General features: G+C 41.6%; 23 protein-coding genes. 13 read left to right on the top strand and 10 right to left on the bottom strand.

What is annotated here, in order from left to right; genetic code table 11:
• Positions 1-1,143 (top strand): elongation factor Tu (gene tuf, locus AC5YCI_RS13960; protein ID WP_496129349.1); only part of this gene is annotated, 1,143 nt, incomplete at its 5' end.
• A 111-nt stretch (positions 1,144-1,254) separates the two neighbouring features.
• Positions 1,255-1,713, top strand: coding sequence for a ribosomal protein S18-alanine N-acetyltransferase (gene rimI / locus AC5YCI_RS13965; protein WP_496130373.1), 459 nt, complete (start codon positions 1,255-1,257; stop codon positions 1,711-1,713).
• A gap of 1 nt (position 1,714) precedes the next feature.
• On the opposite strand, the gene AC5YCI_RS13970 is transcribed toward rimI, so the two are convergent.
• From AC5YCI_RS13970 to trxB, 4 genes are all read right to left on the bottom strand, one after another.
• On the bottom strand, positions 1,715-2,530 hold the full coding sequence (locus AC5YCI_RS13970) for an arginyltransferase (protein ID WP_496130372.1): 816 nt from the start codon (positions 2,528-2,530) through the stop codon (positions 1,715-1,717).
• A 23-nt stretch (positions 2,531-2,553) separates the two neighbouring features.
• Positions 2,554-3,279, bottom strand: a complete 726-nt coding sequence (gene aat / locus AC5YCI_RS13975) for a leucyl/phenylalanyl-tRNA--protein transferase (protein WP_496175729.1) — start codon at positions 3,277-3,279, stop codon at positions 2,554-2,556.
• A 53-nt stretch (positions 3,280-3,332) separates the two neighbouring features.
• Positions 3,333-4,883, bottom strand: a complete 1,551-nt coding sequence (locus AC5YCI_RS13980) for a methyltransferase regulatory domain-containing protein (protein WP_496175730.1) — start codon at positions 4,881-4,883, stop codon at positions 3,333-3,335.
• 109 nt (positions 4,884-4,992) lie between these two features.
• Complete coding sequence (trxB, locus tag AC5YCI_RS13985) at positions 4,993-5,946, bottom strand: thioredoxin-disulfide reductase (protein WP_496130369.1); 954 nt, start codon at positions 5,944-5,946, stop codon at positions 4,993-4,995.
• Positions 5,947-6,206: 260 nt separating this feature from the next.
• On the opposite strand from trxB, the gene AC5YCI_RS13990 reads away from it, so the two are divergent.
• Both AC5YCI_RS13990 and AC5YCI_RS13995 read left to right on the top strand, forming a co-directional pair.
• Positions 6,207-9,338: a DNA translocase FtsK 4TM domain-containing protein gene (locus tag AC5YCI_RS13990; protein WP_496130368.1), complete on the top strand. Its 3,132-nt coding sequence runs from the start codon at positions 6,207-6,209 to the stop codon at positions 9,336-9,338.
• Positions 9,339-9,454: 116 nt separating this feature from the next.
• Positions 9,455-10,360: an AEC family transporter gene (locus AC5YCI_RS13995; protein WP_496130367.1), complete on the top strand. Its 906-nt coding sequence runs from the start codon at positions 9,455-9,457 to the stop codon at positions 10,358-10,360.
• Between the two features lie 29 nt (positions 10,361-10,389).
• Here the strand turns inward: AC5YCI_RS13995 and AC5YCI_RS14000 are convergent, their stop codons facing one another.
• The 6 genes from AC5YCI_RS14000 to yihG form a co-directional block, all read right to left on the bottom strand.
• Complete coding sequence (locus tag AC5YCI_RS14000) at positions 10,390-10,677, bottom strand: PA4642 family protein (RefSeq protein WP_496130366.1); 288 nt, start codon at positions 10,675-10,677, stop codon at positions 10,390-10,392.
• Positions 10,678-11,061: 384 nt separating this feature from the next.
• Positions 11,062-11,334, bottom strand: a complete 273-nt coding sequence (minE, locus tag AC5YCI_RS14005; RefSeq protein ID WP_122901720.1) for a cell division topological specificity factor MinE — start codon at positions 11,332-11,334, stop codon at positions 11,062-11,064.
• 1 nt (position 11,335) lies between these two features.
• The gene (gene minD, locus AC5YCI_RS14010; protein ID WP_496130365.1) at positions 11,336-12,148 is read right to left on the bottom strand and encodes a septum site-determining protein MinD; all 813 of its coding nucleotides are present in this window, start codon (positions 12,146-12,148) and stop codon (positions 11,336-11,338) included.
• A gap of 68 nt (positions 12,149-12,216) precedes the next feature.
• Positions 12,217-12,945 (bottom strand): septum site-determining protein MinC, encoded by a 729-nt coding sequence (gene minC / locus AC5YCI_RS14015; protein WP_496130364.1) that lies wholly within the window; start codon positions 12,943-12,945, stop codon positions 12,217-12,219.
• A gap of 124 nt (positions 12,946-13,069) precedes the next feature.
• The gene (locus AC5YCI_RS14020) at positions 13,070-14,125 is read right to left on the bottom strand and encodes a preprotein translocase subunit SecA (RefSeq protein ID WP_496130363.1); all 1,056 of its coding nucleotides are present in this window, start codon (positions 14,123-14,125) and stop codon (positions 13,070-13,072) included.
• A gap of 9 nt (positions 14,126-14,134) precedes the next feature.
• The gene (gene yihG / locus AC5YCI_RS14025) at positions 14,135-15,061 is read right to left on the bottom strand and encodes a 1-acylglycerol-3-phosphate O-acyltransferase, YihG family (RefSeq protein WP_496130362.1); all 927 of its coding nucleotides are present in this window, start codon (positions 15,059-15,061) and stop codon (positions 14,135-14,137) included.
• Between the two features lie 238 nt (positions 15,062-15,299).
• On the opposite strand from yihG, the gene AC5YCI_RS14030 reads away from it, so the two are divergent.
• The 9 genes from AC5YCI_RS14030 (at position 15,300) to AC5YCI_RS14070 (ending at position 24,292) form a co-directional block, all read left to right on the top strand.
• Entirely contained in the window at positions 15,300-15,935 is a 636-nt protein-coding gene (locus AC5YCI_RS14030) for a YiaD family glycine zipper/OmpA-like lipoprotein (RefSeq protein ID WP_496130361.1), read from the top strand.
• A 126-nt stretch (positions 15,936-16,061) separates the two neighbouring features.
• Positions 16,062-18,098 carry a DNA helicase Rep gene (gene rep / locus AC5YCI_RS14035; protein WP_496130360.1) on the top strand — a complete coding sequence of 679 codons (2,037 nt, stop codon included), beginning with the start codon at positions 16,062-16,064 and terminating at the stop codon, positions 18,096-18,098.
• A 22-nt stretch (positions 18,099-18,120) separates the two neighbouring features.
• Positions 18,121-18,573, top strand: coding sequence for a dUTP diphosphatase (gene dut, locus AC5YCI_RS14040; protein ID WP_496130359.1), 453 nt, complete (start codon positions 18,121-18,123; stop codon positions 18,571-18,573).
• Between the two features lie 148 nt (positions 18,574-18,721).
• Entirely contained in the window at positions 18,722-20,140 is a 1,419-nt protein-coding gene (locus AC5YCI_RS14045) for a phosphomannomutase/phosphoglucomutase (RefSeq protein ID WP_496130358.1), read from the top strand.
• A gap of 10 nt (positions 20,141-20,150) precedes the next feature.
• Positions 20,151-21,062: an acetylglutamate kinase gene (gene argB, locus AC5YCI_RS14050; RefSeq protein ID WP_496130357.1), complete on the top strand. Its 912-nt coding sequence runs from the start codon at positions 20,151-20,153 to the stop codon at positions 21,060-21,062.
• Between the two features lie 129 nt (positions 21,063-21,191).
• Positions 21,192-22,040, top strand: coding sequence for a class II glutamine amidotransferase (locus AC5YCI_RS14055; RefSeq protein WP_496130356.1), 849 nt, complete (start codon positions 21,192-21,194; stop codon positions 22,038-22,040).
• Positions 22,041-22,295: 255 nt separating this feature from the next.
• Entirely contained in the window at positions 22,296-22,751 is a 456-nt protein-coding gene (locus AC5YCI_RS14060; protein WP_496130355.1) for a bacteriohemerythrin, read from the top strand.
• A gap of 147 nt (positions 22,752-22,898) precedes the next feature.
• Positions 22,899-23,975: a hypothetical protein gene (locus AC5YCI_RS14065; protein WP_496130354.1), complete on the top strand. Its 1,077-nt coding sequence runs from the start codon at positions 22,899-22,901 to the stop codon at positions 23,973-23,975.
• The gene (locus tag AC5YCI_RS14070) at positions 23,972-24,292 is read left to right on the top strand and encodes an RnfH family protein (protein WP_496130353.1); all 321 of its coding nucleotides are present in this window, start codon (positions 23,972-23,974) and stop codon (positions 24,290-24,292) included. Before AC5YCI_RS14065 ends, AC5YCI_RS14070 begins: the two co-directional genes overlap by 4 nt.
• Positions 24,293-24,300: the final 8 nt, after the last annotated feature.

Consider the following 24,300-nt stretch of genomic DNA (forward strand, 5'->3'; position numbering starts at 1 on the left):
ACAATTGGTCACGTTGACCATGGTAAAACAACTTTAACAGCTGCGATTGCAACTGTATGTGCTAAACAATTTGGTGGCGAAGCGAAAGACTACGCTGCAATTGACTCAGCACCAGAAGAAAAAGCACGTGGTATTACAATTAATACTTCACACGTAGAATACGATTCTCCAATCCGTCACTACGCTCACGTAGACTGCCCGGGCCACGCCGATTATGTTAAAAACATGATTACTGGTGCTGCTCAAATGGACGGTGCGATCCTTGTATGTGCTGCGACTGATGGTCCAATGCCACAAACTCGTGAACACATCCTTCTTTCTCGTCAGGTAGGTGTACCTTACATCGTTGTATTCTTAAACAAATGCGACCTTGTAGACGACGAAGAGCTTCTTGAATTAGTAGAAATGGAAGTTCGTGAACTTCTTTCTACTTACGACTTCCCAGGTGATGATACTCCAATCATCCGTGGTTCAGCTTTAGCTGCACTTAACGGTGACCAAGGTCAATACGGCGAATCAGCTGTTGTAGCTCTTGTTGAAGCGCTTGACTCTTACATCCCAGAACCAGAACGTGCAATCGATAAAGCATTCTTAATGCCAATCGAAGACGTATTCTCTATTTCTGGTCGTGGTACAGTAGTCACTGGCCGTGTTGAATCAGGTATCGTGAAAGTAGGCGAAGAAGTTGAAATCGTTGGTATCAAAGACACAGTTAAAACAACTGTAACTGGCGTAGAAATGTTCCGTAAACTTCTTGACGAAGGTCGTGCGGGCGAGAACTGTGGTGTTCTTCTACGTGGTACTAAGCGTGAAGACGTTCAACGTGGTCAAGTATTAACTAAACCAGGTGCGATCAAGCCACACACTAAATTCGACGCAGAAGTATACGTACTTTCTAAAGAAGAAGGTGGTCGTCATACTCCATTCCTTAACGGTTACCGTCCACAGTTCTACTTCCGTACAACTGACGTAACTGGCGCAATCTCTCTTCAAGACGGCGTTGAAATGGTTATGCCTGGTGACAACGTAGAAATGTCAGTAGAATTAATCCACCCAATCGCAATGGACCCAGGTCTACGTTTTGCGATCCGTGAAGGTGGTCGTACAGTTGGTGCTGGTGTTGTTGCTAAAGTAACTGCATAAGTATTAATTGTGTGAAAAAAAGCGTCCCTTTGGGACGCTTTTTTTATCGCTGGCTTTTTGAAATAAAGTTTTTATAATGCCAATTTTATTTAACTAACGTAGATAACGAACATGATTCGTTTTATGCAAGCAGCTGATGTTGCTGTTGTGACTCAAATTGAGAACAAAGTTCAAAGCCACCCGTGGAGCGAAAAGCAATTTTCGCAAGCAGTTGAACAGTATCAAAGTACTGTGATTGAAAAAAATGGTCAGGTATTGGGTTTTTGTATTTTGCAGCCTGTATTAGACGAAGCTAACTTACTGCTTATGGCGATTGATCCAAGTCAGCAAGGCCAAGGTTTGGGTTATGAGTTGCTCAGTCAATCGCTAGAGATGCTTCAAAATAATCCATTACAGATTTTTTTGGAAGTGCGTCAAAGCAACATTGCAGCAATTAAATTGTATGAAAAGGCAGATTTTCATCAAATTGATTTACGTAAAAATTATTATCCGAAGCCTGATGGCACGCGTGAACATGCCATTATTATGGTCAAAGCATGTAGTGATGATTTTGCTCAACTCTTCAAATAAATCATTTGATAATGGAGTTGTTCCAACCTGAGGGCAGGGTGGTCATCAATGATCGCCCAAGCTGCTGAATTTCATCTTTATTTAAAATCCGATTTAGGCGACGCCATTGTCCATCAATGAGTAATTCAAGCGGTACATACTGCGATTTATAATTCATTTTATCTGAATGTGGTACCCAATAGCCTAAATAAACAAACGGCAAGCCTTTTTGCTGAGCATATTCAATCTGCTTTAAAATCGCATAAACACCTAAAGATCGACGATTCTCATCTGGATCGAAAAAGGTATACACCGCAGAAATACCGTCATCAAGCGGATCACAGGTGGATACGCTGACTAAACGTTGATCTTGCCAGAGTTCTAAAAAAAAACTCTCGGTACAGGTATGCATTAAAAACTTTTCAAACTGGTCTTCACTGGGTGGATACATATCCCCATCAGCATGACGTTGGTTAATGTAGCGCTCATATAAATCATAATGAATGGAGGTGGCATCTTGAGTGCGGGTAATTTTAATGCTTAAGTCTTGATTGCGTTTCCAAGCCTTTTTTTGTTGACTATTCATGTGAAAGTCTTGAACCGGTACACGGCAAGACAAACATTGGCGGCATAGATGGCATTCCGGACGATAAACAAAATCCCCACTACGGCGAAAACCTAAGCGTGATAATTCAGATAGCGTCACAACATCAATACGATGTGCCGGATCTAAAAACACCATCCGCGCAGATTTTTTCTCCAAGTAACTGCAATTATGCGGAGGCGTAATGTAATACTGTAAATCATTTAACAGGGACTGCGGGTGATAAGAATTCATAACAAGTTCCCTCTAGCTATTTATCATTCATTTAGGCACATGTTTTGCGCTATTGTTTTACTTGAAAATACACTGTCCTGATATTTTTTCCAATCGACAGCAGGGGCATTTATCACATCTTGTAACGAATTAAGATAGGCTTGGCGAGAAAGTGTACTCGCACCTAAACTTAATAGATGGTCATTCACCAGTTGGCAATCAATCCAAGGCAGCTGATTGTCTTGTCCAATGAGCATTAAGGTATAAAATGCCATTTTAGAAACGTCGGTTTGCCGACTAAACATCGACTCACCAAAACAGCCTTTACCAATGCTGACGCCATATAAGCCACCAACCAACTGATCTTGTTGCCAGACTTCTACACTATACGCATAGCCGAGCTGAAACAGTTGGCAATAACCTTGAATAATGTCTTCGCAAATCCATGTATCGGCAGCATAACTGCGCGGCATGCTACAAGCATGGATTACTTGCTCAAAAGCTTGATTGACTGTAATTGTATAATCAAACTTTTTCATATTACGTACTAAAGATTTACTCGGTTTGTAATCAAATGGGCGAATAATGCAACGGGGTTCTGGACACCACCAACAGATTGGTTCACCTTCGGAAAACCAAGGAAATAAGCCGTGCCGATACGCTTCTAATAAGGTACTTGGCGCAAGATTGGCACCAATACAAATCAAACCTTGTCCTTCGGGGTCGGCTTGAATAGGATCAGGGAAAATAAACTCAGATTGCAGCTGCATGATCGACACATATTCAAAAGGATCGACTTTATCTTAGCCGATCCTTAACCATTTTAGCTAAATAAAGCCAATTGTTTCGCAATCAATGGTTTTGCTTGGTGAATAAAGAGTTGGGCTTGTTGGCTTAAATAGACTAAGCTGGCTTGACGCTCGAGCAAAGGTTGCTGATGATCATCTAATAAATGCCAATTTAACTGATCAAAGTTTTGCTGTGCATATTCAGCTAAGTCTTCAGGGAGGCGAAGCTGCTCAAAGAAATAACCACGATAAAACAAAGCTTCAATTTGCGAGACGGCAATACCAATCCCTGTCATTGGATTGGCTAATACCTGATAGTTTTGGTGATAGCTGGCCTGTTCTAAGATATAACGATTTAAGGCTTGGCTGGATTGAACAGTGCTATTGGGGACTTTGTTTTGACAAGGCTGGGCTAAATTTAAATGACATAAAATCACCAAAGCATTGAGCAGCTGCGCGTAACTTAAGTTAGGCAAGGCATGTTCGAGTTCAAATAAGCTTTGGCTCTTATATTGAATGCATTTGAAGTGCTGGGCTAAGGGCTGGTAAATCTCTTGTAACAGATTAAATTCACCTAAATGTCCTTGAATCGTTGTAGGTAGAGATTCTGCAGAACTGAGTAAGACAAAGCGAGTTTGACGTAAACGTTGCTGAATTTGTAAAGCGGAGAGCGTATTTTTACCGCGAATAAATAAATCTTTCCTAAATTGAGTATTTGCAAAGTAATCACGGCATTGTTCTTTAAAAATAGGGTGCTCAATTTGATTTAAAAATTGCTGATGTTGCTGGCTAAAATTAATGTCATCTAGATGCACATCTAAATTGGTGCTACTGGCAAAGGACAGTTTAATTTCTTCTAAAGTACGTACCACTTGTTGAAAGGAAAAACACTGCCAATCTTGATTGAGATATTCGTGAATCAAATAGTCAGGATTTTGTTGTTGTAAGCTCTTAAGTTTGTCTAAGGCAAAAGGATTTTTTTTGCTAAACTCTGGACCTTGCTGTAATAAGCTTTGGCTAAACGCTAGCGCATCTTTGACTTTTTGTGCCGGCTGAATACTGGTGCTATTGAAGTGAAAATGGCTATGTAGTAGTTCACGCAGTGGCATATTGGCTGCCCAGCCAGTTAAGCAATTATAACTGATATAGACAATCCCTTTGGGTTTTAAAAATTTACGAATAAATTTTAAAATAATGTGTTGATTGCGGTGACTAATCCAACTCCAAATACCATGTAAACTAATGGAATCAAATTGAGGTAAGTCATGCTCAAGGAGTTCATCAAAACTGGCATCAAAAAAATGATGCGCGGCCTGACTGTGCTCTGCCATGAGGTTGGCATGTGCGGCATGTGCAGGATTGAAATCCGTGCCATAAAATGTCCCTATATTTGAAGCAGCATGTATATTAATGCTTACCCCTTGGCCAAAGCCTAATTCGCAATGCTGGTGTTCAGTTAAGCTATCACTACATTCAACACCATTGAGTAATAAGCAAAACTTTTGAAAGTTTGGACTTAAATCTCGATAGTAGCCATATGTGTAATTCACATCCGTATGATAGCCGTCCGTCCAATTTGTTGTCATGAGAAACTCTTATTAGTAAGTCTTGAGAAACGGTCGGCACTTTATAACTGATTGTTAGACAAAATAAAACCACCGCAAAAGGGTGGTTTTACTAAATGGTAAAAAAAACTTATTCGCCTAAGGCATCCAAGTATTTTTCTGCATCCAGTGCAGCCATACAACCAGAACCCGCTGAAGTAATCGCTTGACGGTAAATGCTATCGGCAATGTCACCTGCAGCAAAAACACCAGGAACTGAAGTTTGTGTTGCATTGCCTGAAGTACCACTTTGGACTTGAATATAGCCATCACGTAATTGTAATTGACCCTCAAACATGCTGCTATTTGGTTTATGACCAATGGCAATAAATAGACCAGATACATCAACGTCTTGGGTTGAATCATCTTGAGTTGATTTTAAACGTACTGCGGTCACGCCAGTCTGATCACCCAACACTTCTTCGACTTGATGGTTCCAAATGATGCTGATTTTGCCTTCTTTTTCTTTGGCAAAAAGGTGATCTTGTAGAATCTTCTCAGAACGTAGGCTGTCACGGCGATGCACTAAAGTGACGTGTGAGGCGATGTTAGACAAATAAAGTGCTTCTTCAACTGCAGTATTACCACCGCCAACGACCATGACTTTTTGTTCTTTATAGAAGAAACCATCACAGGTCGCACATGCGCTTACGCCTTGACCCATGAATTTTTGTTCAGACTCTAAACCTAAGTATTGAGCAGTTGCACCTGTACAAATAATTAAAGCATCACAGCTAAACTCTTCCATATCGCCTTTTAAGACAAATGGACGTTGGCTTAAGTCAACTTCATTAATATGGTCGTAGACGATTTCTGTACCAAAACGTTCAGCATGTGCTTGCATGCGTTCCATGAGGGCAGGGCCTGTTAAACCTTCAGGGTCGCCAGGCCAGTTATCAACTTCTGTGGTGGTGGTCAGCTGACCACCGAGTTGTAAGCCTGCAATGAGAGTAGGTTTTAAGTTAGCACGCGCAGCATAAACTGCTGCACTATAGCCTGCTGGACCTGAACCTAAAATAATTAAGCGTGAGTGACGAGCGCTCATCGAGGGCATCCTTTTTTTATTGAGTAATTTATGGAATTATACAGGTAAAAGCATGAGCCGTCTTAGCGCTTGAATGTAGATATTTTTGATCATGTAAATTGATTTAAACTATATAGACAACAAAACCAGCATTATCGATTGAGTTAACAATATCCAAGCATTCTGCTGCATCTTTTTTTGTACAACAGGTGCATAATATTGCTCTTTAGTTGGCACTTCACCTGCCATAAACTTTGAACCACTTAGCCATAGGACCGTATATGACTGCAATGTCGAGTGCTTATGCACAGCGCTTATTACAGACATTATTTTTGCTCTCATTTGGAACATATTTGTTCCTTGCAACAGTAACCTATACGCCGTTTGACCCAGGTTGGATGCATATCTCTAGTGATACCCAACAGGTGTCTAATGCCAGTGGCGTAGCAGGCGCATGGCTTGCCGACTTAATGTTTGGCTTTTTAGGCTGGGCAAGTTTATTGATTCCGCTTTACTTTTTTATTGAAGCGGTTCAGGTGTGGTGGCCACATAGTTTTCTGACTCGTCCTTTTCGTTATGCGGCACAATTTTTTATGCTGCTTGCTACATCGACCTTATTATATTTGTTTTGGGAAGTCCCTGCTGATACTTTAGCCAATGCTTCAGGTGGGATTATTGGCTATGAATTGGGACAAAGTTTGGCAGGCCTACTGACTATTTATGGCGCTGCGGCATTTTTAATTGTGTTTTTAGTGGTGCTGTTTACCCTCGCATTTGGGGTGAAATGGAATAAAACCCTCACTACCCTTAAAGCCTTACCTACTCAGTTACAAGATTTATTTTATAAAAATGTACCTGAAAGTGAGTCAGCATTTGACCGTACCACAGAGCTGAGCAGTCAAAAGACCAGCTCAGATGTAGCCAAGCCAAGTCCAGTGATTACGCCTGCAGCAGAGCATCAGCCTGTGCAGCATGCACCGGTACGTGAGGCAGCGGCAGAGCGTTTATTTAATGAAATGCTAAGTAAAGAGCGTGAAGCTGAACAACGTTTGCTTGAGCAGGCACGACAAGCTGAATTGGCTAAGCAAGCTGAGCTCGATCGCATTGAAGCTGAAGCGCAAGCCAAAATCCAAGCTGAACAAGATATGCAACACAGCTTTGCTGAGGCACGCCGTGTGCAAGAAGAACAAAGCCGTGCAGCTGCAAGCAATGAAGTATGGCGTGCTTTACATAGTGAAGAAGCCCAAAAACAAGAAATTGATGCTTTGTTAAAAGCAGCTGACGAAGAGATTCCTACAACGCAAACATTTGAGCCCACAACACAGCCCTTAAAAATGCTCAAACAAGACCAAGTAGATTGGGATGATGACCAAGTCTTTGATGATTTGATTAAAAGTGTGCCGCAAACATCGGCTTTAAAAGAAGACAGTGATGTGGTGGTGGCACCTGTACGTAGTAAAGTGACGGATAAAGAACAACCCCAACCAAGTGCAGATCAAGCGCTTGAAGCAGAATTAGCGGCGATTGATGAAATCTTAAAAGATCAGCCACGAGTAGCGAGTAGTTATGCTCAGTCTTCAGCTTTTGTACAAGCCCCGATTCAAACTATGGTGACAGCACCAGTATTCTCTACGCCTGTTGCTGATGTGACTGCTGTTGAACCAGCACCAATCACTGCAGAGAAGAGTAGCGATGATTTAGTGCTTGAGCCAAAGGTAGCAGCCACAGAACGACATGAAGTTGATGCAAAATCACCAGCCTCTGAGGCAATTGAAGTTAAAAAAGAATTGTCTAAACAAGAATTTATTGAAGCATGGCAACAAACCGCAGGTGAACCACAAGCACTTGAAGATGAGTTCGATGCACCGCTTACTGATGCTTATGGCCGTCCAATGTCACGTGCCATGCAAGTGGCACAAAAGCGTTTAGATTTATCGCCATTACCGGGGATTGAATTATTAGATAAAGTTGATCCAAACAAGAAAGTCAATTTTACCCAAGAGCAGTTATCACGTTTGTCTGAACTACTGGAAATCAAATTACAAGAGTTTAACGTTAAAGCTAAAGTGGTAGAAGCCCAGCCGGGGCCGGTCGTGACACGTTTTGAACTGGATTTAGCTCCAGGGGTAAAAGCGTCTAAGGTAACTAATATTTCACGTGATTTAGCACGTTCTATGTCGATGGCATCGGTACGTGTGGTAGAGGTCATTCCGGGTAAACCGTATATTGGGATTGAAGTGCCAAACAGCACCCGTGAAATGGTACGTTTGATTGAGTTAATCCAAACCCCAGCCTTTACTGATCCCAATGGCCTACTTTCTATGGCCATGGGTAAGGACATTTCAGGTAACCCTGTTATTGCGGATTTAGGTAAAGCACCACATATGTTGGTGGCAGGTACGACAGGTTCAGGTAAATCTGTTGCGGTGAACTCGATGATTTTATCGATGTTACTTAAATATAATCCCGATCAACTGCGTCTCATTTTAATTGACCCTAAACAGCTTGAACTTGCCAACTATAGCGACATTCCGCATCTATTAACCCCTGTTGTGACTGACATGAAAGATGCTGTTAATGCATTGAATTGGTGTGTCAATGAAATGGAACGTCGTTATAAACTGATGTCGTTCTTAAAAATTCGTAAATTGGCTGATTACAACCGTAAAGTTGAAGAAGCTTTGGCCAATGGCGAAGATTTAATCGATCCAACGTGGAAAGCCAGCGAATCTGTAGCAGGGGAATTTGCGCCGCGCTTGCAACCTTTACCATCCATTGTGATTGTAGCGGATGAATTTGCTGACATGATTATGCAAGTGGGTAAAAAAGCTGAAGAAATGATTACGCGTCTAGCGCAAAAATCGCGTGCAGCAGGGATTCACTTACTGCTTGCGACGCAGCGTCCATCGGTAGATGTGATTACAGGTTTAATTAAAGCCAATATTCCAACCCGCGCGGCCTTACGCGTCAACTCTAAAATTGACTCACGCACGATTTTGGATGCCAGTGGTGCAGAAGATTTACTCGGTCATGGTGATATGCTGTTTTTAGGACCAGGTAAAATTGAACCTGAACGTGTCCATGGCGCATTTATCAGTGATGATGAAGTCAATCGTATTTGTGACGCATGGCGTGAGCGTGGCGCACCAAATTATGTTGATGAAATACTAACACCTTATGATGAAGAGCCAAGCTCACGTGGCTTTGAAGAGGGTGAGGGCGGTTCAGATCGTGATGCTTTATATGATCAGTGTGTGGCCTTTGTACTTGAAACCCGTAAAGCCACCACCTCATCTCTACAACGTAAGTTTAGTTTAGGTTATAACCGTGCTGCACGCATTATTGACCAAATGGAAGAAGGCGGTATTGTCAGTGCCATGGGTGCCAATGGTAAACGTGAAATTTTAGTTTAAGTCAAAACAGCCTGCCAAGCGCAGGCTTTTTTATGCTTGCTAAAATCAAAAAAAATAGCTGTTTAAATTCTAGTCAGGTTTTATAGTAGGCAATAACCCCTCAAGATACTTACAATATGCTTGTTATTATTATGGCTTTAGTGCCATTAATTAGTCTGATTGCTTTAGGTTATGCGTTTAAGCATTTTCATTTTTTGTCTGAAGAGTTTTGGCGTGGGGCAGAACGACTCAATTATTTTATTTTATTTCCTGTACTGCTGTTTAAAAACTTAGCTTTTGTTAGTTTAGAGTTATCCAGTTTAGTGTGGGTCATTGCAGCCATGCTCATAACAATTTTGCTGGTGAGCTGCGGTTTATGGTTCGCAAAATTTTATTTTCATATTAAGCCTGCACAATTTGGTGTTTATGTACAAAGTCATATTCGTTTTAATACCTATATGGGCTTAGCTCTAGTCAGTAGCTTATTTGGTGCTTATGGCATGAAAATCTTTGCCATGATGATCGCCATTGCGATTCCTACAGTCAATATTATTTCTTTATTGGCGTTTGCTCAGCAAAATCATTCTATTTACAGCACCTTACTGGCTATTATTCGAAACCCGTTAATTATTGGCTGTGTGGCTGGGATTGTATTTAACTTTACAGGCTTAGGCTTGCCGACAGGTATACATGATTTGATAGGGTTATTGGGCAGTGTGAGTTTGCCACTCGGCTTGCTTGCAGTAGGCGCAGCTTTACAGTTTCAAACATTAAAACTGGATATTTGGCGTTTAAGTTTCAATAGTTTAGGGCGTTTGCTGGTGGTGCCTTTGCTGGCTTATGGTGTGACGCAAGTACTGGCTTTACCTGCTTTAGAAAGTTTAATCGTGCTGACCTTCTTTGCTTTGCCTACGGCTTCAGCTGCTTATATTTTAACCCGTTATCTAAAGGGCAATCATCAATTAATGGCAGGGGTGATTAGCTTACAGACCGTTTTGTTTGTGCTGAGTTTTCCGCTGCTGATGTATTTATTTAAGGTATAAAAAAGCCTGCTACTGCAGGCTTTTAGGGTTTAAGCGAACTTAGCTAGTACGCTTAAAAATTCACTACTATGACGCGGGAATTTAGCAATCACGTCATGAATACGTTGACCTTCAGGGTTGGTGGCATTTACATCACGACCATCGGCAACAAACTGAGTCAATAAACGTTCATAATCGCTTGGACGCATATGTTTGTATGCGTGATAAAGCACGTGAAAATCTGCATTTACACCTGCAGGAGGCAGCTGAGTTAAATAGGCAAATACACGTTCATCTGACCATTCTTCGTTAAACGTTGCTGGTTGAGATAATGCCATCGCAATCTCCTTGGCTTGTTGTCAAAATTAAAAAGGCAAAAATATGGATCAAAGCGCGGCTTGCGCTAAACACAAGCCTCACATCAGCGAGAAAAGATCTACACGCCGCTAAGCGGCGCGTTTCATATGAGCGCTGGAGCAAAGCTCTACTGATCCAGTCACTTGTAGCAGCGCTTTTCGTCTTGCGGCTAGACAAAGTCTACACTTTGTTGATCCAACCACTCGAAGCAAAGCTTCCCGTCTTGCGGCTGGGTAAGGCAAAGCCTTACTGATCCAGCTACTCGAAGCATAGCTTCTCGTCTTGCGGCTGGGTAAGGCATTACCTTACTGATCCATCCTCATATTTTGCCTTGATTCAATTTGCTTGACTAATCAGAATTCAGATTATCGTTCTTCAGGCAAATTGATATTCATTTCAAGCATTTCTAAATTGGCTTCAGAACGGACTGCCATTTGAATATGCTGTTCATCGACACCACGCACGTAGCGACTCACCACTTGCATGATTTCTTTTTTCATTTGCTCAATTTTTTCAGGCGTTAAGCGTTTGCTTAAGCCTTTTTCTGAGGCGACAATGACTTTTAATCGATCTTTAGCAGTTTGTGCGCTAGAAGGCTTGTCCTCGCCGCTAAAAAGTTTACTCCAAAATCCTGCCATCTTAAGCTCCAAATAATCGTGCTAACCAGCCTTTTTGTTTGACTTCTAAATGACGGTAAGGACGATCTTCACCTAAGAAACGTGCGACTAAGTCATCATAAGCTTGGCCTGCAGGGGTGTCGGTATATAAAATCGCCGGTTTACCTTCGTTTGATGCTTGTAAGATGCTCTTACATTCAGGGATCACACCTAAGGTTGGCACTTTTAAAATATCTTTTGAGATATCGTCAATGGTTAACATTTCTTGTTTTTCGGCACGTTCAGGGTTGAAACGTGTAATACATAAGTGTTTACGAATGCGACCTTCGTTATTTTCTACTTTTTTGGTTTTGCTATCAAGCATACCAATAATACGATCTGAGTCACGTACTGAAGAAATTTCAGGGTTAGTGACAATAATCGCTTCGTCAGCATGATACATCGCTAAAATAGCACCACGCTCAATCCCTGCAGGCGAATCACAAATAATGTAATCAAACTCTTGGGCTAACTCGTCCATCACACGTGCCACACCTTCATCGGTTAAGGCATCTTTGTCACGGGTTTGTGAGGCAGGGAGGATATATAAGTTTTCAATATCTTTATCACGAATCAACGCTTGCTGTAGGCGTGCTTCGTTATTTAATACGTTTACAAAATCGTACACCACGCGGCGCTCACAACCCATGATAAGGTCTAAGTTACGTAAGCCTACGTCAAAATCGATCACAACAGTTTTGTGGCCACGAAGGGCTAAACCTGTTGCAAACGATGCACTCGTTGTAGTTTTACCTACGCCACCTTTGCCTGATGTTACGACAACAATTTTCGCCACCGAATCCACTCCTGTTATGGTTCAAACACCCGATGTTAAGTTTGGGTGTTTTGGTGATTATTTATACGTTAAAATTCAAGCGCCTGAAATACAAGCTCTTGACTATCATTTAAGTAAATATGTACAGGTTTCTTGGTCATATCTGCCGGAATATCATCCGCGACACAATAGGTTCCTGCAATAGACACCAACTCTGCTTCTAAGGAATGGCAGAAGATGCGCGCCGCATGATTTCCGCCTGCGCCAGCAATCACTCTACCACGAACACTACCATAGATATGTATATTTCCTGAAGCGATCACTTCGGCACCACTATTGACACCTGCACTTAAAATAATATCGCCGTGATCTTGCACTAAGCATTGTCCTGTACGCAGCATTTCATCATGATATGAAGTGGCATGCGCGATACGATTAGCAGGTGCTTTTTCTGCTGTTTGTTCAGTGCTATCAGTCGTTTCAACTGCTTCTGGCTCAGCAGCGAGGACTTGTTCTTTGGTGGCTTTAATACGTTGTAGTGGGCGATCTGCTGGTAAAACAGGAAATTGGATCAAACGTGCCGCATCTGAAAGTACGCCTTCTACCACTGCCATCGGTTGTAAATCGAGGCTGATCAGCAGTTGAATCAGACCAATCAGTTCTTGTTCGACGGTTGAATCAAGAATGACTAATGTACCTTGTGAGGAGGTACCTTGCAGCATGTGTGTCAGTTGTTCACGGATAGCATCATGATCATTTGTGTCCAGGGTTAATCGGGTAAAATTAACCATTCTGCCGGTAATCCGGATATCAGCCATACCTGTTCCTTAAGACTTGTTCACGACTTATTATTTATGCCGAAGTAATGTTATAAAATAGAGCAAATCCTAGAACAATTTGCATGATTTCTCTAGCATCTTGACTAAATATTTTCATGCTTGTTTATTCTTTGTCAGCTTGTTTTTCTGCCAATACCTGCTGCCATTGTTTGATCTTAACCTGCTCACGTAAAGCATCCAAACTTTCAAACACGGCTGATTCAACCAAACGGTCAATTTCAGGGTTGTTTTCAATGGCAATTTGACTGACTTTCTCGGCAATCATTTTATAGGTCGCATTATCGCGTGCCTGTTCACTATGGGTAAAGGGTTCAAGCAAGCCTTGGCTAATATTTTCACCTAAGCGCTGCCCAATACTTTGAATCTGCTGTTCAATACGTCCACCAACTAACGGAATGAGGCGCAACATTTGTGACAGTTCTGGGGTATCTTCAATGGCTTTATTGACCACCAAGCCCACATTTTTAGCAATATCATGCCGCTGGGCCTGTAATTCTTTGCCCAAAGAGTCTTGCAAGACATCGGCTAAAGCAGTCGCGAGTAACTCACGGTGATGATTGACGATGTCTTCGATATATTTTTTATGTGTGGTGCTGCTTTGTAATTCGGTTTTCACTGCATTGATTAAGGTCAACACAATACGGCTGGTGAGTTCTTCCATCAGCAGGCGATAGTAGAAATTGCCGCGTGCATACCATTTTTGTGGAATCACTGTATAACCATGGCTATGCAGGTTATAGGCAATAGCAAAGGCACGGCCTAAACGTAAGAAACGGAACATCGGCAAAATTGAAATAATTTCATACCAATGAATAAAGGGGAAAAACCACCAACGTTGATGATGCTTAAACACAATCGCAATCATCCAACGCACGAACAGCTCAAACACTAAAAATGAGGTAAACCAACCTTCGGTGGTTTTCACCCAAGGATGTAAGCTGGCTTCGTAAAAGTCGAGCACTTGCGGTAATTGAATAAAGTTAAACAACCATTCCGCATAATCACTCATTAAAAATGCGTTGGCCCCTAAACAAAATAAGTTAAAGGTAATCAGCCCCAACATCAAAAAGTCATAGATCAAGGCGACTTTCCAGCCCCATGATCCGTGCTGAACAAAGTGAAAAGAAGATTTCAAAACTTTGTGTTGTGGCTGTTTCATGCTGTTCCTTTAACCGTGTTGCTTATGCAACTGTTGTTTCATTTGCTCAATCAGGTGGTCTTTTTCAGTCCAAATCTGTTGTACCCATTTATGAAAACGCACGCGATATTCACGGTCACTTTCATAATCACCCTCGAGTACCCAAGTGGGAATTTCAATTTTGCGTAGATTCACTGCAATGTGTTTGACATGACCCAACCAGAACTCACCATATTCAGGCACATGCTCATCATACACAATGGTCATATCCACCAATGCATCGACTTTTTCACCTAAGATTTTTAAGGCCAGGGCTAAGCCACCTGCTTTAGGTTTAAGTAGATGAGTATAAGGAGATTTTTGTGCATCGTGCTTCTCTTGCGTAAAGCGTGTGCCTTCTAAATAATTGAGTAAGGTAAAAGGCTGGCTGAGCAATTGCTCGCAGGCTTTACGGGCTTCTTGCAGATCGCGATTTTTAAGCTCTGGATTTTTGGCAATTTCTGCCTTGCTATGGCGCTTCATCATCGGGAAACCTAAAATTTTAAAGGCTTGACCGACAAAAGGAATAAAGATCAGTTCCCACTTGGTAAAGAAGCGCGTTAGCGGCATACGTTTTAAACCGACATATTGATTGACCGTGGTATCCACCCAACTTTGATGATTACAGATCATCAAATAACGCCCCTCTAAACTTAATTCTAAGTTGGGGTCAATGTGTATATCCCATGTTAAATCAGGTAAGACATGCTCAATTAAGTGGTTATTAACGTTAATCCAACTATTGGCCAACTTAATATTGGTCTCATCGATTTTAGGTGATTTTTTAACAAGTTTGGTTAAGCCTAAACCAAGGACGGGTGGGCCATGTACAAAAGTATTGGTTGCCATCACTGAAGTCACGGTTAACGCTTTTTGGACTTTTTTTAATAAAGAAGCACGTGGCTGATCTGTGGACATGCGGCTACCTATTGTTGCTGACCGAAAAAATATGCTGCTCAATATAGAGCCAGTTAGAAAAAATGCAAATTATCACTCGGTAACTATGAAGAAAATATGGGGAAAAATCGCTTAAAATCGTGATATATATTACAAAATGTAAATTAAAGCTTTATTATTAACAAAAAATCAATGTTACAAATTTGATTTTTGTTACATGATTCACACAGCGTAAAAACACCAATAAAGGAGGCATGCTATGCGTGCACTATTGATTACAGCAGTAGCAGGGGCATTGGCACTTTCAGGTTGCCAAAACATGGAATATGACAAAGCAGCTCTTGGTACAGTGCTCGGCGCAGGTGCAGGTGCACTGATTGCAAAAAGCAATGCAGATAAAGATAAAATGGGTCAAGCAGCTGCCATTGGTGCAGTGGTTGGCGCAGGTGCGGGCCTTCTTCTTGATCGTAAAGAAAAGCGCTTAAAAGAAGAATTAGCAGGTACGGGTATTGATGTGGATCGTAACCAAGACGGTTCAATCAATCTTGTGATGCCATCTGTAACATTTGCAACGAATTCATCAACTGTTCAACCGCAATTCCAAGCTGCGTTAAATGATGTTGCAAAAGTACTTCGTGAAGATGGTGCATCAAACAAGTTAGCGCTTGTGATTCACGGTCATACAGACAACACAGGTACAGATGCAATCAACAACCCATTGTCACAAAACCGTGCCAATTCAGTACTTAACTACTTAGCGGGTCAAGGCATCTCTGCAGGTCGTATGACAGCACGTGGCTATGGTTCAACTTCACCGATCGCAAGCAACTCAACTGCTGCGGGCCGTGAACAAAACCGCCGTGTAGAAATCACAGTTTACGAAACAGCAAACTAAGTTTGTTGAGGTAAATTTAAAAACCACCTTCGGGTGGTTTTTTTATGCCATCGAGTTCATTTTTTTAATTAGGCAATCCTGATTTTGCCGACTATAATCAGCGCCTACACGCAAAGAGGATTGAATATGTCGACCGCAAGTCAACTCAATGACAAGCAACTTGAAGCCATGAAATACACTCAAGGACCCTTGTTAGTACTTGCAGGCGCAGGTTCAGGCAAAACCTCGGTGATTACCCGTAAGATTGCCCATTTGGTGCAAAATTGTGGTATTCCGGCGTATAAAATTACCGCTATGACCTTTACCAATAAAGCCGCACGCGAAATGAAAGAGCGTGTAGCCAAGTTGTTATCGCGTGAAGAGGCGAAAGGTTTGTCAGTTTCGACCTTCCATACCTTTGGTTTGAATCTACTGCGTTTAGAACTCAAACATACCCCGTTGAAAAACAATTTTTCGATTTTAGATGCCGATGACTGTAAGCGCATCTTGATGGATTTGATGCACCGTGACAATTTATCAGGTGCAGAAAGCAAAGATTTAATTGCCAAAGCCATGAAGAAAATTTCCGATTGGAAAAACGATCTGATTGCACCAGAGCAAGCCCATAGCACTTGCGAAACCCCAGAAGATGTCCAGTTTGCCCATTTATATCAGCTGTATGAGCGTAATTTACGTGCTTATAACGCTGTGGATTTTGATGACTTAATTGTCATGCCAACCCGTCTTTTACAAGACAATGCAGAAGTGCGCGATAAATGGCAAAATCGCGTGCGCTATTTATTGGTGGATGAATATCAAGACACCAACACCGCGCAGTATATTTTAGTCAAATTACTGGTGGGGGTGATGGGACAATTCACTGCTGTGGGTGATGATGACCAATCGATTTACGCATGGCGTGGCGCTAAGCCTGAAAACATGGCGCAGCTTAAAGAAGACTTTCATAATTTAAAAGTCATTAAACTGGAACAAAATTACCGCTCCACTAGCCGAATTTTAAAAGCGGCAAACTCGGTGATTGAAAATAACCCGCATATTTTTGACAAAAAACTGTGGTCAGATAAAGGTCATGGCGAAGCCATTCGGGTGATTACCTGCCGTAATGACGATGATGAAGCGGAACGCGTGGTCAAAGATTTACTCACTCATAAACTGATGCAAGGTAAATCTTGGAAAGATTATGCGATTTTATACCGTGGTAACTTCCAAGCGCGTATATTAGAAACCCAGCTGCGTCAAATGCAGATTCCATATAAATTATCAGGCGGTCAATCCTTCTTCGCACGGGCAGAAATTAAAGACGTGATGAGCTATTTGCGTTTGATTATTAATCCTGAAGATGACAGTGCCTTCTTACGTATTATTAACACGCCAAAACGCGCCATTGGCCCTGTGACGCTAGAAAAATTAGGTCTATTTGCCCAAGAAACCAATCAGTCATTATTGGCTGCGGCAGGTGATCAACGCTTAAGTTTATCCTTACCTAAAAAAGCCACTTCTCAACTCCTTGAGTTTTATGAGTTTTTAGACGGTTTTACCCGTAACTTGCTTGAAGATGATGAACCAGTCCCGATTATTCGTCAGATGATGAATGAAGCGGGTTATATCGATTACATCAAAGAGCAAGCGGCAACGCCTGCGCAAGAGAAAACCAAGCTGGATAACATTGAAGTATTGTACAGCAGCATTCAAAGCCTAATTAACCGCGCTGAAGATGTTGATGAAAAGAACATTGAAAGTGTGATTCGTAAAATGGTGCTGTTAGATATGCTCGAGCAACAGCAAGAAGAGCAAGACACCGATAAAGTCAATTTAATGACCTTACATGCTGCCAAAGGGCTCGAGTTCCCTTATGTATATATGATTGGCTTAGAAGAAGAAATTCTGCCGCATAAAAACTCAATTGCCGCAGAAACCGTCGAAGAAGAGCGTCGTTTAATGTATGTGGGCATTACCCGTGCCCGTCAAGGTTTGACCATCACCTTAGCTGAACAACGTAAAGCCGGTGGCCAAATGAAACAAATGACGCCAAGCCGTTTCTTAGATGAATTACCGCAAGATGATTTAGATTGGCTTGGTCGTAAGAAAAAGATCAGCAATGTTGATCCTAAATTACAAGCCCAACATTATTTAGAAAACTTACGTGCGCTGATTAAGCGCTAACTCCCATTGCTTAGGAATTTACATGAAAGTTCAAGTTAAAGTTTTAGATTCACGTTTAGGTACTGAGTGGCCAATGCCAAGCTATGCCACCCAAGGTTCAGCAGGTTTAGATTTACGTGCTTGCGTGAATGAAACTACGGTGATTGAACCAGGTCAAACCGTATTAGTTAAAACGGGTTTATCCATTTACATCGAAGATGTGAACTTTGCTGGTTTAATTTTGCCACGTTCAGGTTTAGGTCATAAACACGGCATCGTTTTGGGTAACTTAGTCGGTCTTATTGATTCAGACTACCAAGGTGAACTGATGGTATCGGTTTGGAACCGTAGCCAAACTGCCTTTAGCTTAGAACCCGGCGAGCGTTTAGCACAATATGTGTTGGTACCTGTGGTACAAGCACAATTTGAAATGGTAGATGAATTTGTTGCCACTGAACGTGGTGCAGGTGGTTTTGGTCACACAGGTCAAAACTAATTCTGTAAGCGATGAGGCTCATTGTGTTGAGCTTCATCGTTTTTTAATTGAAAAATTGCGTTAAATAGATTAAAACAATATCCAAAAATTTATACACATTTTATTTTGATTATATACACCTCTAATCTCACTTTAATTAAATTTTCCTATGAATAGACCTGCTGCGTTTCCTGCACATATTTTTCGCGCTTACGATATTCGCGGTAAAGTAAGCCTATTATCGCCTGAGTTAGTGTTTGCCATTGCTCAGGCTTTGGCACGTCAGTATCAAGCAGCAGGCCAGACTGAATTGGTGATTGGTTATGATGCGCGTTTAAGCAGTCCAGCGTATGCCAAGCTGATTCAAACCATTTGTCAGCAACACGGTTTACATGCAGAGTTGATGGGCTGCTGTGCTAGCCCGGCTTTGTACTATGCGGCACGGCATTTTAATGGCAATGGCATTATGGTCACTGCCAGCCATAATCCAAAATCAGATAACGGTATTAAGTGGATTATTCAAGGTGAACCACCGACGCCTGAGATGATTCAGCAAGTGGCGACATGGGCAAAACCACATTTTCAGCCTACACAAAAAATTGAGCTAGAACATGAACCGCATACCGTGGTGGTCAAATATTGTTTGGATTACCAACAAGGGATCTTAGATGATATTAAACTGCAGACTACATTTAAGGTGGTCTTAGATGGATTACATGGTGCGGCAGGGCGCTGTGCAGCCTTAGTATTAGAAAAGCTAGGGTGTGAAGTCATTCAACTGCGCTGTAAGGCCAATGGTGAATTTCCTGACCATGCACCTGACCCATCGCAAGCGGCACATTTAGTCACGCTACAGCAACAGGTCTTAGCACATCAGGCCGATATAGGGATTGCCTTAGATGGCGATGGCGACCGTGTGGTGATTGTGGATGAACAAGCCAATATTATTTCCGCCGATCGATTAATGGTATTGTTTGCCAAAATCTGTTTGTTGGAGCATCCACAGCATGAAGTGGTGTTTGATGTGAAATGTTCTAACCTGGTGGCGCATAGTGTGCAGGATGCAGGGGGCAAAGCCAAAATGATTCGTACGGGGAGTACATTCTTACGTCAATATTTAGCTCAGTCCAAGGGACAAGCGGTATTTGGTGGTGAATACGCAGGGCATTATGTATTTAATGATGGGCGTGGTTTTGGTTACGATGATGGCCTATATGCGGCACTACGCATTTTAGAATACATTGAACAGCACAATATCACCATCTCACAAGCCCTTGCTGACTATCCTGAGCGTTGTAGTACCGAAGACACTTATATTAGTACCTATCAGCAAGACCCTAAACACGTTTTAAACATTGTGGCAGATGCAAGTGAGCAATCGGGCGCGCATTTAAGTCAAATTGATGGGGTAAGGCTTGATTTTGCAGATGGTTTTGGCATTATTCGCGCATCTAATACAGGTGAATACTTTACGGTACGCTTTGATGCCCAGAATCCTGAGCGTCTAGATGCAATCCGTGATACCTTTGCCACCATGCTTCAAGCACATTATCCACAAATTGCACAAGATATCTTAAACGCCAAATAAGGAGCGGCACATGCCACATCAACATACTGGCCTCGACAAAGCACAAGTTTTAACCGAAGCTTTGCCGTATATTCAACGTTTTTCAGGTAAAACGCTGGTGGTAAAATATGGTGGCAATGCAATGACTGACCCTGAGCTGGAAAGCTCATTTGCGCGTGACATCGTATTACTCAAAACAGTAGGTTTAAATCCGATTGTAGTTCACGGTGGTGGACCACAAGTCGATTCATTTTTAAAACAGCTCGGCCGTGAATCTGATCGTATTGACGGTATGCGCGTTACTGACCCTGCAACCATGGAAGTGGTGGAAATGGTTTTAGGCGGCAGCGTTAATAAATCAATTGTGAACTTGATTAACAAACACGGTGGTCGTGCCATTGGTCTAACGGGTAAAGACGGTAATTTACTCCGTGCGCATAAATTACTCATGAAAAAAAACCAAGAAGATGGCTCAATCAAAGAGATCGATCTTGGTTTAGTGGGTGAAGTGGTGGGTGTAAAAACTGACGTACTAGAAATGTTTACCCAAAGTGACTTTATTCCTGTCATTGCGCCACTAGGTGTGGATGAAGAAGGTAACACTTACAATATCAATGCCGATCTAGTCGCAGGTAAAGTCGCAGAAGCTTTAGGTGCTGAAAAATTGATTCTACTCACCAACATTAGCGGTGTATTAGATGAAAATAAAAATCTACTCACTGGTTTAAGCACCCAAGAAGTGGATCGTTTGATTGAAACTGGCGTGATTTATGGCGGTATGATTCCAAAAGTAGGTTGTGCGCTAGATGCTGTAAAAGGCGGTGTGGTGAGCGCACATATTGTCGATGGCCGTGTACCACATGCCACTTTACTTGAGATCTTTACCGATCACGGTGTAGGGACTTTGATCACCAATCGTCAGGCAAAAAAAGCAGCTGAATAAAATGAAAGCCTCCCTTAGGGAGGCTTTTTTATGGCTAAAGTGATTGATAAAAATTAGAAATAGTGATTTGAAAAGCGCTATATAGTCATGCACAATAGCAAAAATTAGTTAGCCCGATGAGAAGATATTATGTGCCAATTACTTGGAATGAACTGTGCCACACCTACAGACATTACCTTCTCATTTCGTGGCTTTTCCCAGCGTGCAGGGATTACCTCAGACCATTGTGATGGCTTTGGTATCGCCTTTTTCGAAGATAAAGCCTGTCGTTTATTTGTTGATAACCAATCCGCAGTTGAATCACCGATTGCGGAATTAATTCGTAATTATCCGATTAAATCACGCAATGTGATTGCGCATATTCGTAAAGCCACGCAAGGCAAAATTAATTTAGAAAACTCGCATCCGTTTAGCCGTGAACTATGGGGCAGACAATGGATTTTTGCCCATAATGGCGATTTACATGATTTTAATCCGCGCCTAAGTGGTCGTTTTACTCCTGTTGGCAATACCGATAGCGAATTGGCATTTTGTTATTTACTGGAGCAACTGGTGCTACGCTTTGGTTATGATGAGCCATCGCTTGAGCAAATTTTTGATTTATTGGTTGAGATTTCACCAAGCATTGCTGAACATGGCACCTTTAATTTTTGTCTTTCCAATGGCCAAGCTTTATTTGCCTATAACATCACCAAATTGCATTGGTTAGTGCGTGAGTACCCATTTCAACCGGCACAATTAATTGATTTAGATGTCGAAGTGGATTTTAGTCAGGTGACTACACCTGAAGACCGGGTTGCAGTCATTACCACAGAACCACTGACCCAAAATGAGACGTGGTCTGCTTTTCAACCGGGTGAAATGCGATTATTTAAAGACGGTCAACCCATTAAAAATCAAATGACGTTTGTGGAGCGTTTAGAACGTGAGCGCTTAAATCCAGCCTTAAAACGTGTTACACGAGCAGATCAATATTAAATGACACAATCAAGTTGCTATTTAAAATAGCAACTTGATGTTTTTAAAATAAAAAAATCATGATTTAAAATCAAAAGTGGTTAAAAAATATCTGAGGTTTTTACTCAACTTAAAATATAAAAACTATTAAAATCAGTACTTTATTAAAAAAACTTAATTTCTTGGATAATTCCTACTAAATCGCTTCATTTTTATTCTATTTAAATCAATATATGATCAATTTTAACGAATTTGGGGATATCAATAGGTAGTCGTATGAAAATGAAATGGATTCCAGAATATAATACTGGCATTGACGTTATTGACGAGCAACACCGCCGTATTCTCGACTACATTAATGAAATTGACAGTATTGGTGTAAATACTGATCGTACACGTATTCGTTCAATTCTAAATAACATTATTGATTATACGCAGTCACATTTTACCTTTGAAGAATCATTACAAGAAGAAGCAGGCTATAAATATCGTGTACCGCATAAACGTGTACATGATTTATTTATTAAAAAGATTGAAAGTTATCGTGATCGTTATGAACAAGGCCATGCGATTGAAACAGAACTGCATGATATTTTGTCAAAATGGTTAATTAATCATATTCAACATGATGATGCAGATTATGTTGGTGCCGTCAAAGAAAATATGATGGGGATTATCAAAGAAAAAGAAAAGAAAAAAGGTAAAAATTGGTTTGCGCGTTTCTTTTCATAACCGTCGAATCCTATAAAAATAAAGCAAAATGATAAAACTTTCAGCCAAGCAAGGTATCTAGGGATGCTTTGCTTTTTCTTTGTTTGGGTTTTGCTTTTTGGTCATGACAACGGCAAAATAGCGCTAGATTTTTATTAGGAAAGCATCATGCACGACAACGCGATGTCTCGATGGCTATCACCGCTGATGGCATTTTGTTTATCGTTTATCATTATTGCCACACTCGCGCCAATTTTAGGTATTGGCGCTGAGCGTCAACTGGATTTCTGGTTGTTGTGGTTGGGGACGATGTTGGTCTTAGCGCTGCCAATTACGTATATGGAAGTGGCGCTGGCTAAACGCAGTAAAACCACAGCTTTAAATGCTTTGTCTGGTTTAACCCGTGATGCCGATGCCTCAGCGCAGTGGCGCTTGGTCGGTTGGCTGGCTGTGGTATTTATGCCGTTTTTAGCAGGCGGTATGTTGTTTAATGCTTCAAATATGTTGACACAGTTTAACGAGATTAGTCATTTAGCTGTATTTGCAGGTTTAGCTGTAGCGGCTTTGGCTTTATCTTTAGCACCGCGTCAAGTGATTGTCATACTGACTTTACTCGGTGTAGTGGCATCTCTAGGCTTGTCAATCGTGCTCGGTGAGCAATTACCGACTTGGCAATTTACTGCACTTGAGTTTGGTGAGTGGGGCGCAGCTACAGTTTTAGCATTGGTGGCCAGTGGTTTAGGTTTAGGTGTGTATTCGCAAGTCAGCCTAGGCCAAGTCAAACAAAGCGATGCAGCGACGACAACTGTATTACCGATATGGATTGCTCAGCTTTTAGCAGTTGGCGCTTTTGGTTTCTTTATTGCCAATAGCCAAATTCCAGCGCTGGCCTTTGTGGTGAGTGTAGTTACAGGTTCAGCATTATTGCTAAGCCTTGCTCGTCAGCAATTGGCTGAACGCCAAATGATTGCCCCAATTCAATGGGCGGTTGTGGCAGTTGCTCTATTGATCTGGGCTATTCCAATGCTCGCTGGGGTATTTAATATTGCACTGCTAGTGTGGGGCTTAATCATTTGTTTAATTTATGCAATTTTTGCAGGTTGGATGATGAAGATCAGTCATCTACGTAAAGCGCTGAATTTTAGCAGTGAAGCAACCTATAACCTGTGGCGTATTGCCATGCGTATTGTGTTACCGCTGTCGATTCTTGTGGCGATGATTGCTTTGCTTGGAAAATTAGTATGAGTCAAAATCAGGTTTGGGTGGCTTATGCTGCCCCTGATGCACAGTTTCATATTGCTTTAGATTTTGTCGAAGGCATGACAGTAGCAGATGCGATTCAAAGCAGTGCTATTGCCGCGCATACGAGCCTTCCTGAACCGCTAAACGTGGGCGTGTTTGGTGTTAAAGTGAATCTTGAACACGTGCTGCAAGTGGGTGATCGGGTTGAGATTTATCGTGCTTTAACCATTAATCCTAAAGATATTCGTCGTAAACGCGCGGCAAAAAATCCTGTTGGAATTTATGGGCGAGCAAATCGCTTTAAACAATCGGAATCATAAAAAAAACC

Source organism: Acinetobacter sp. CY17, from assembly GCF_059515825.1.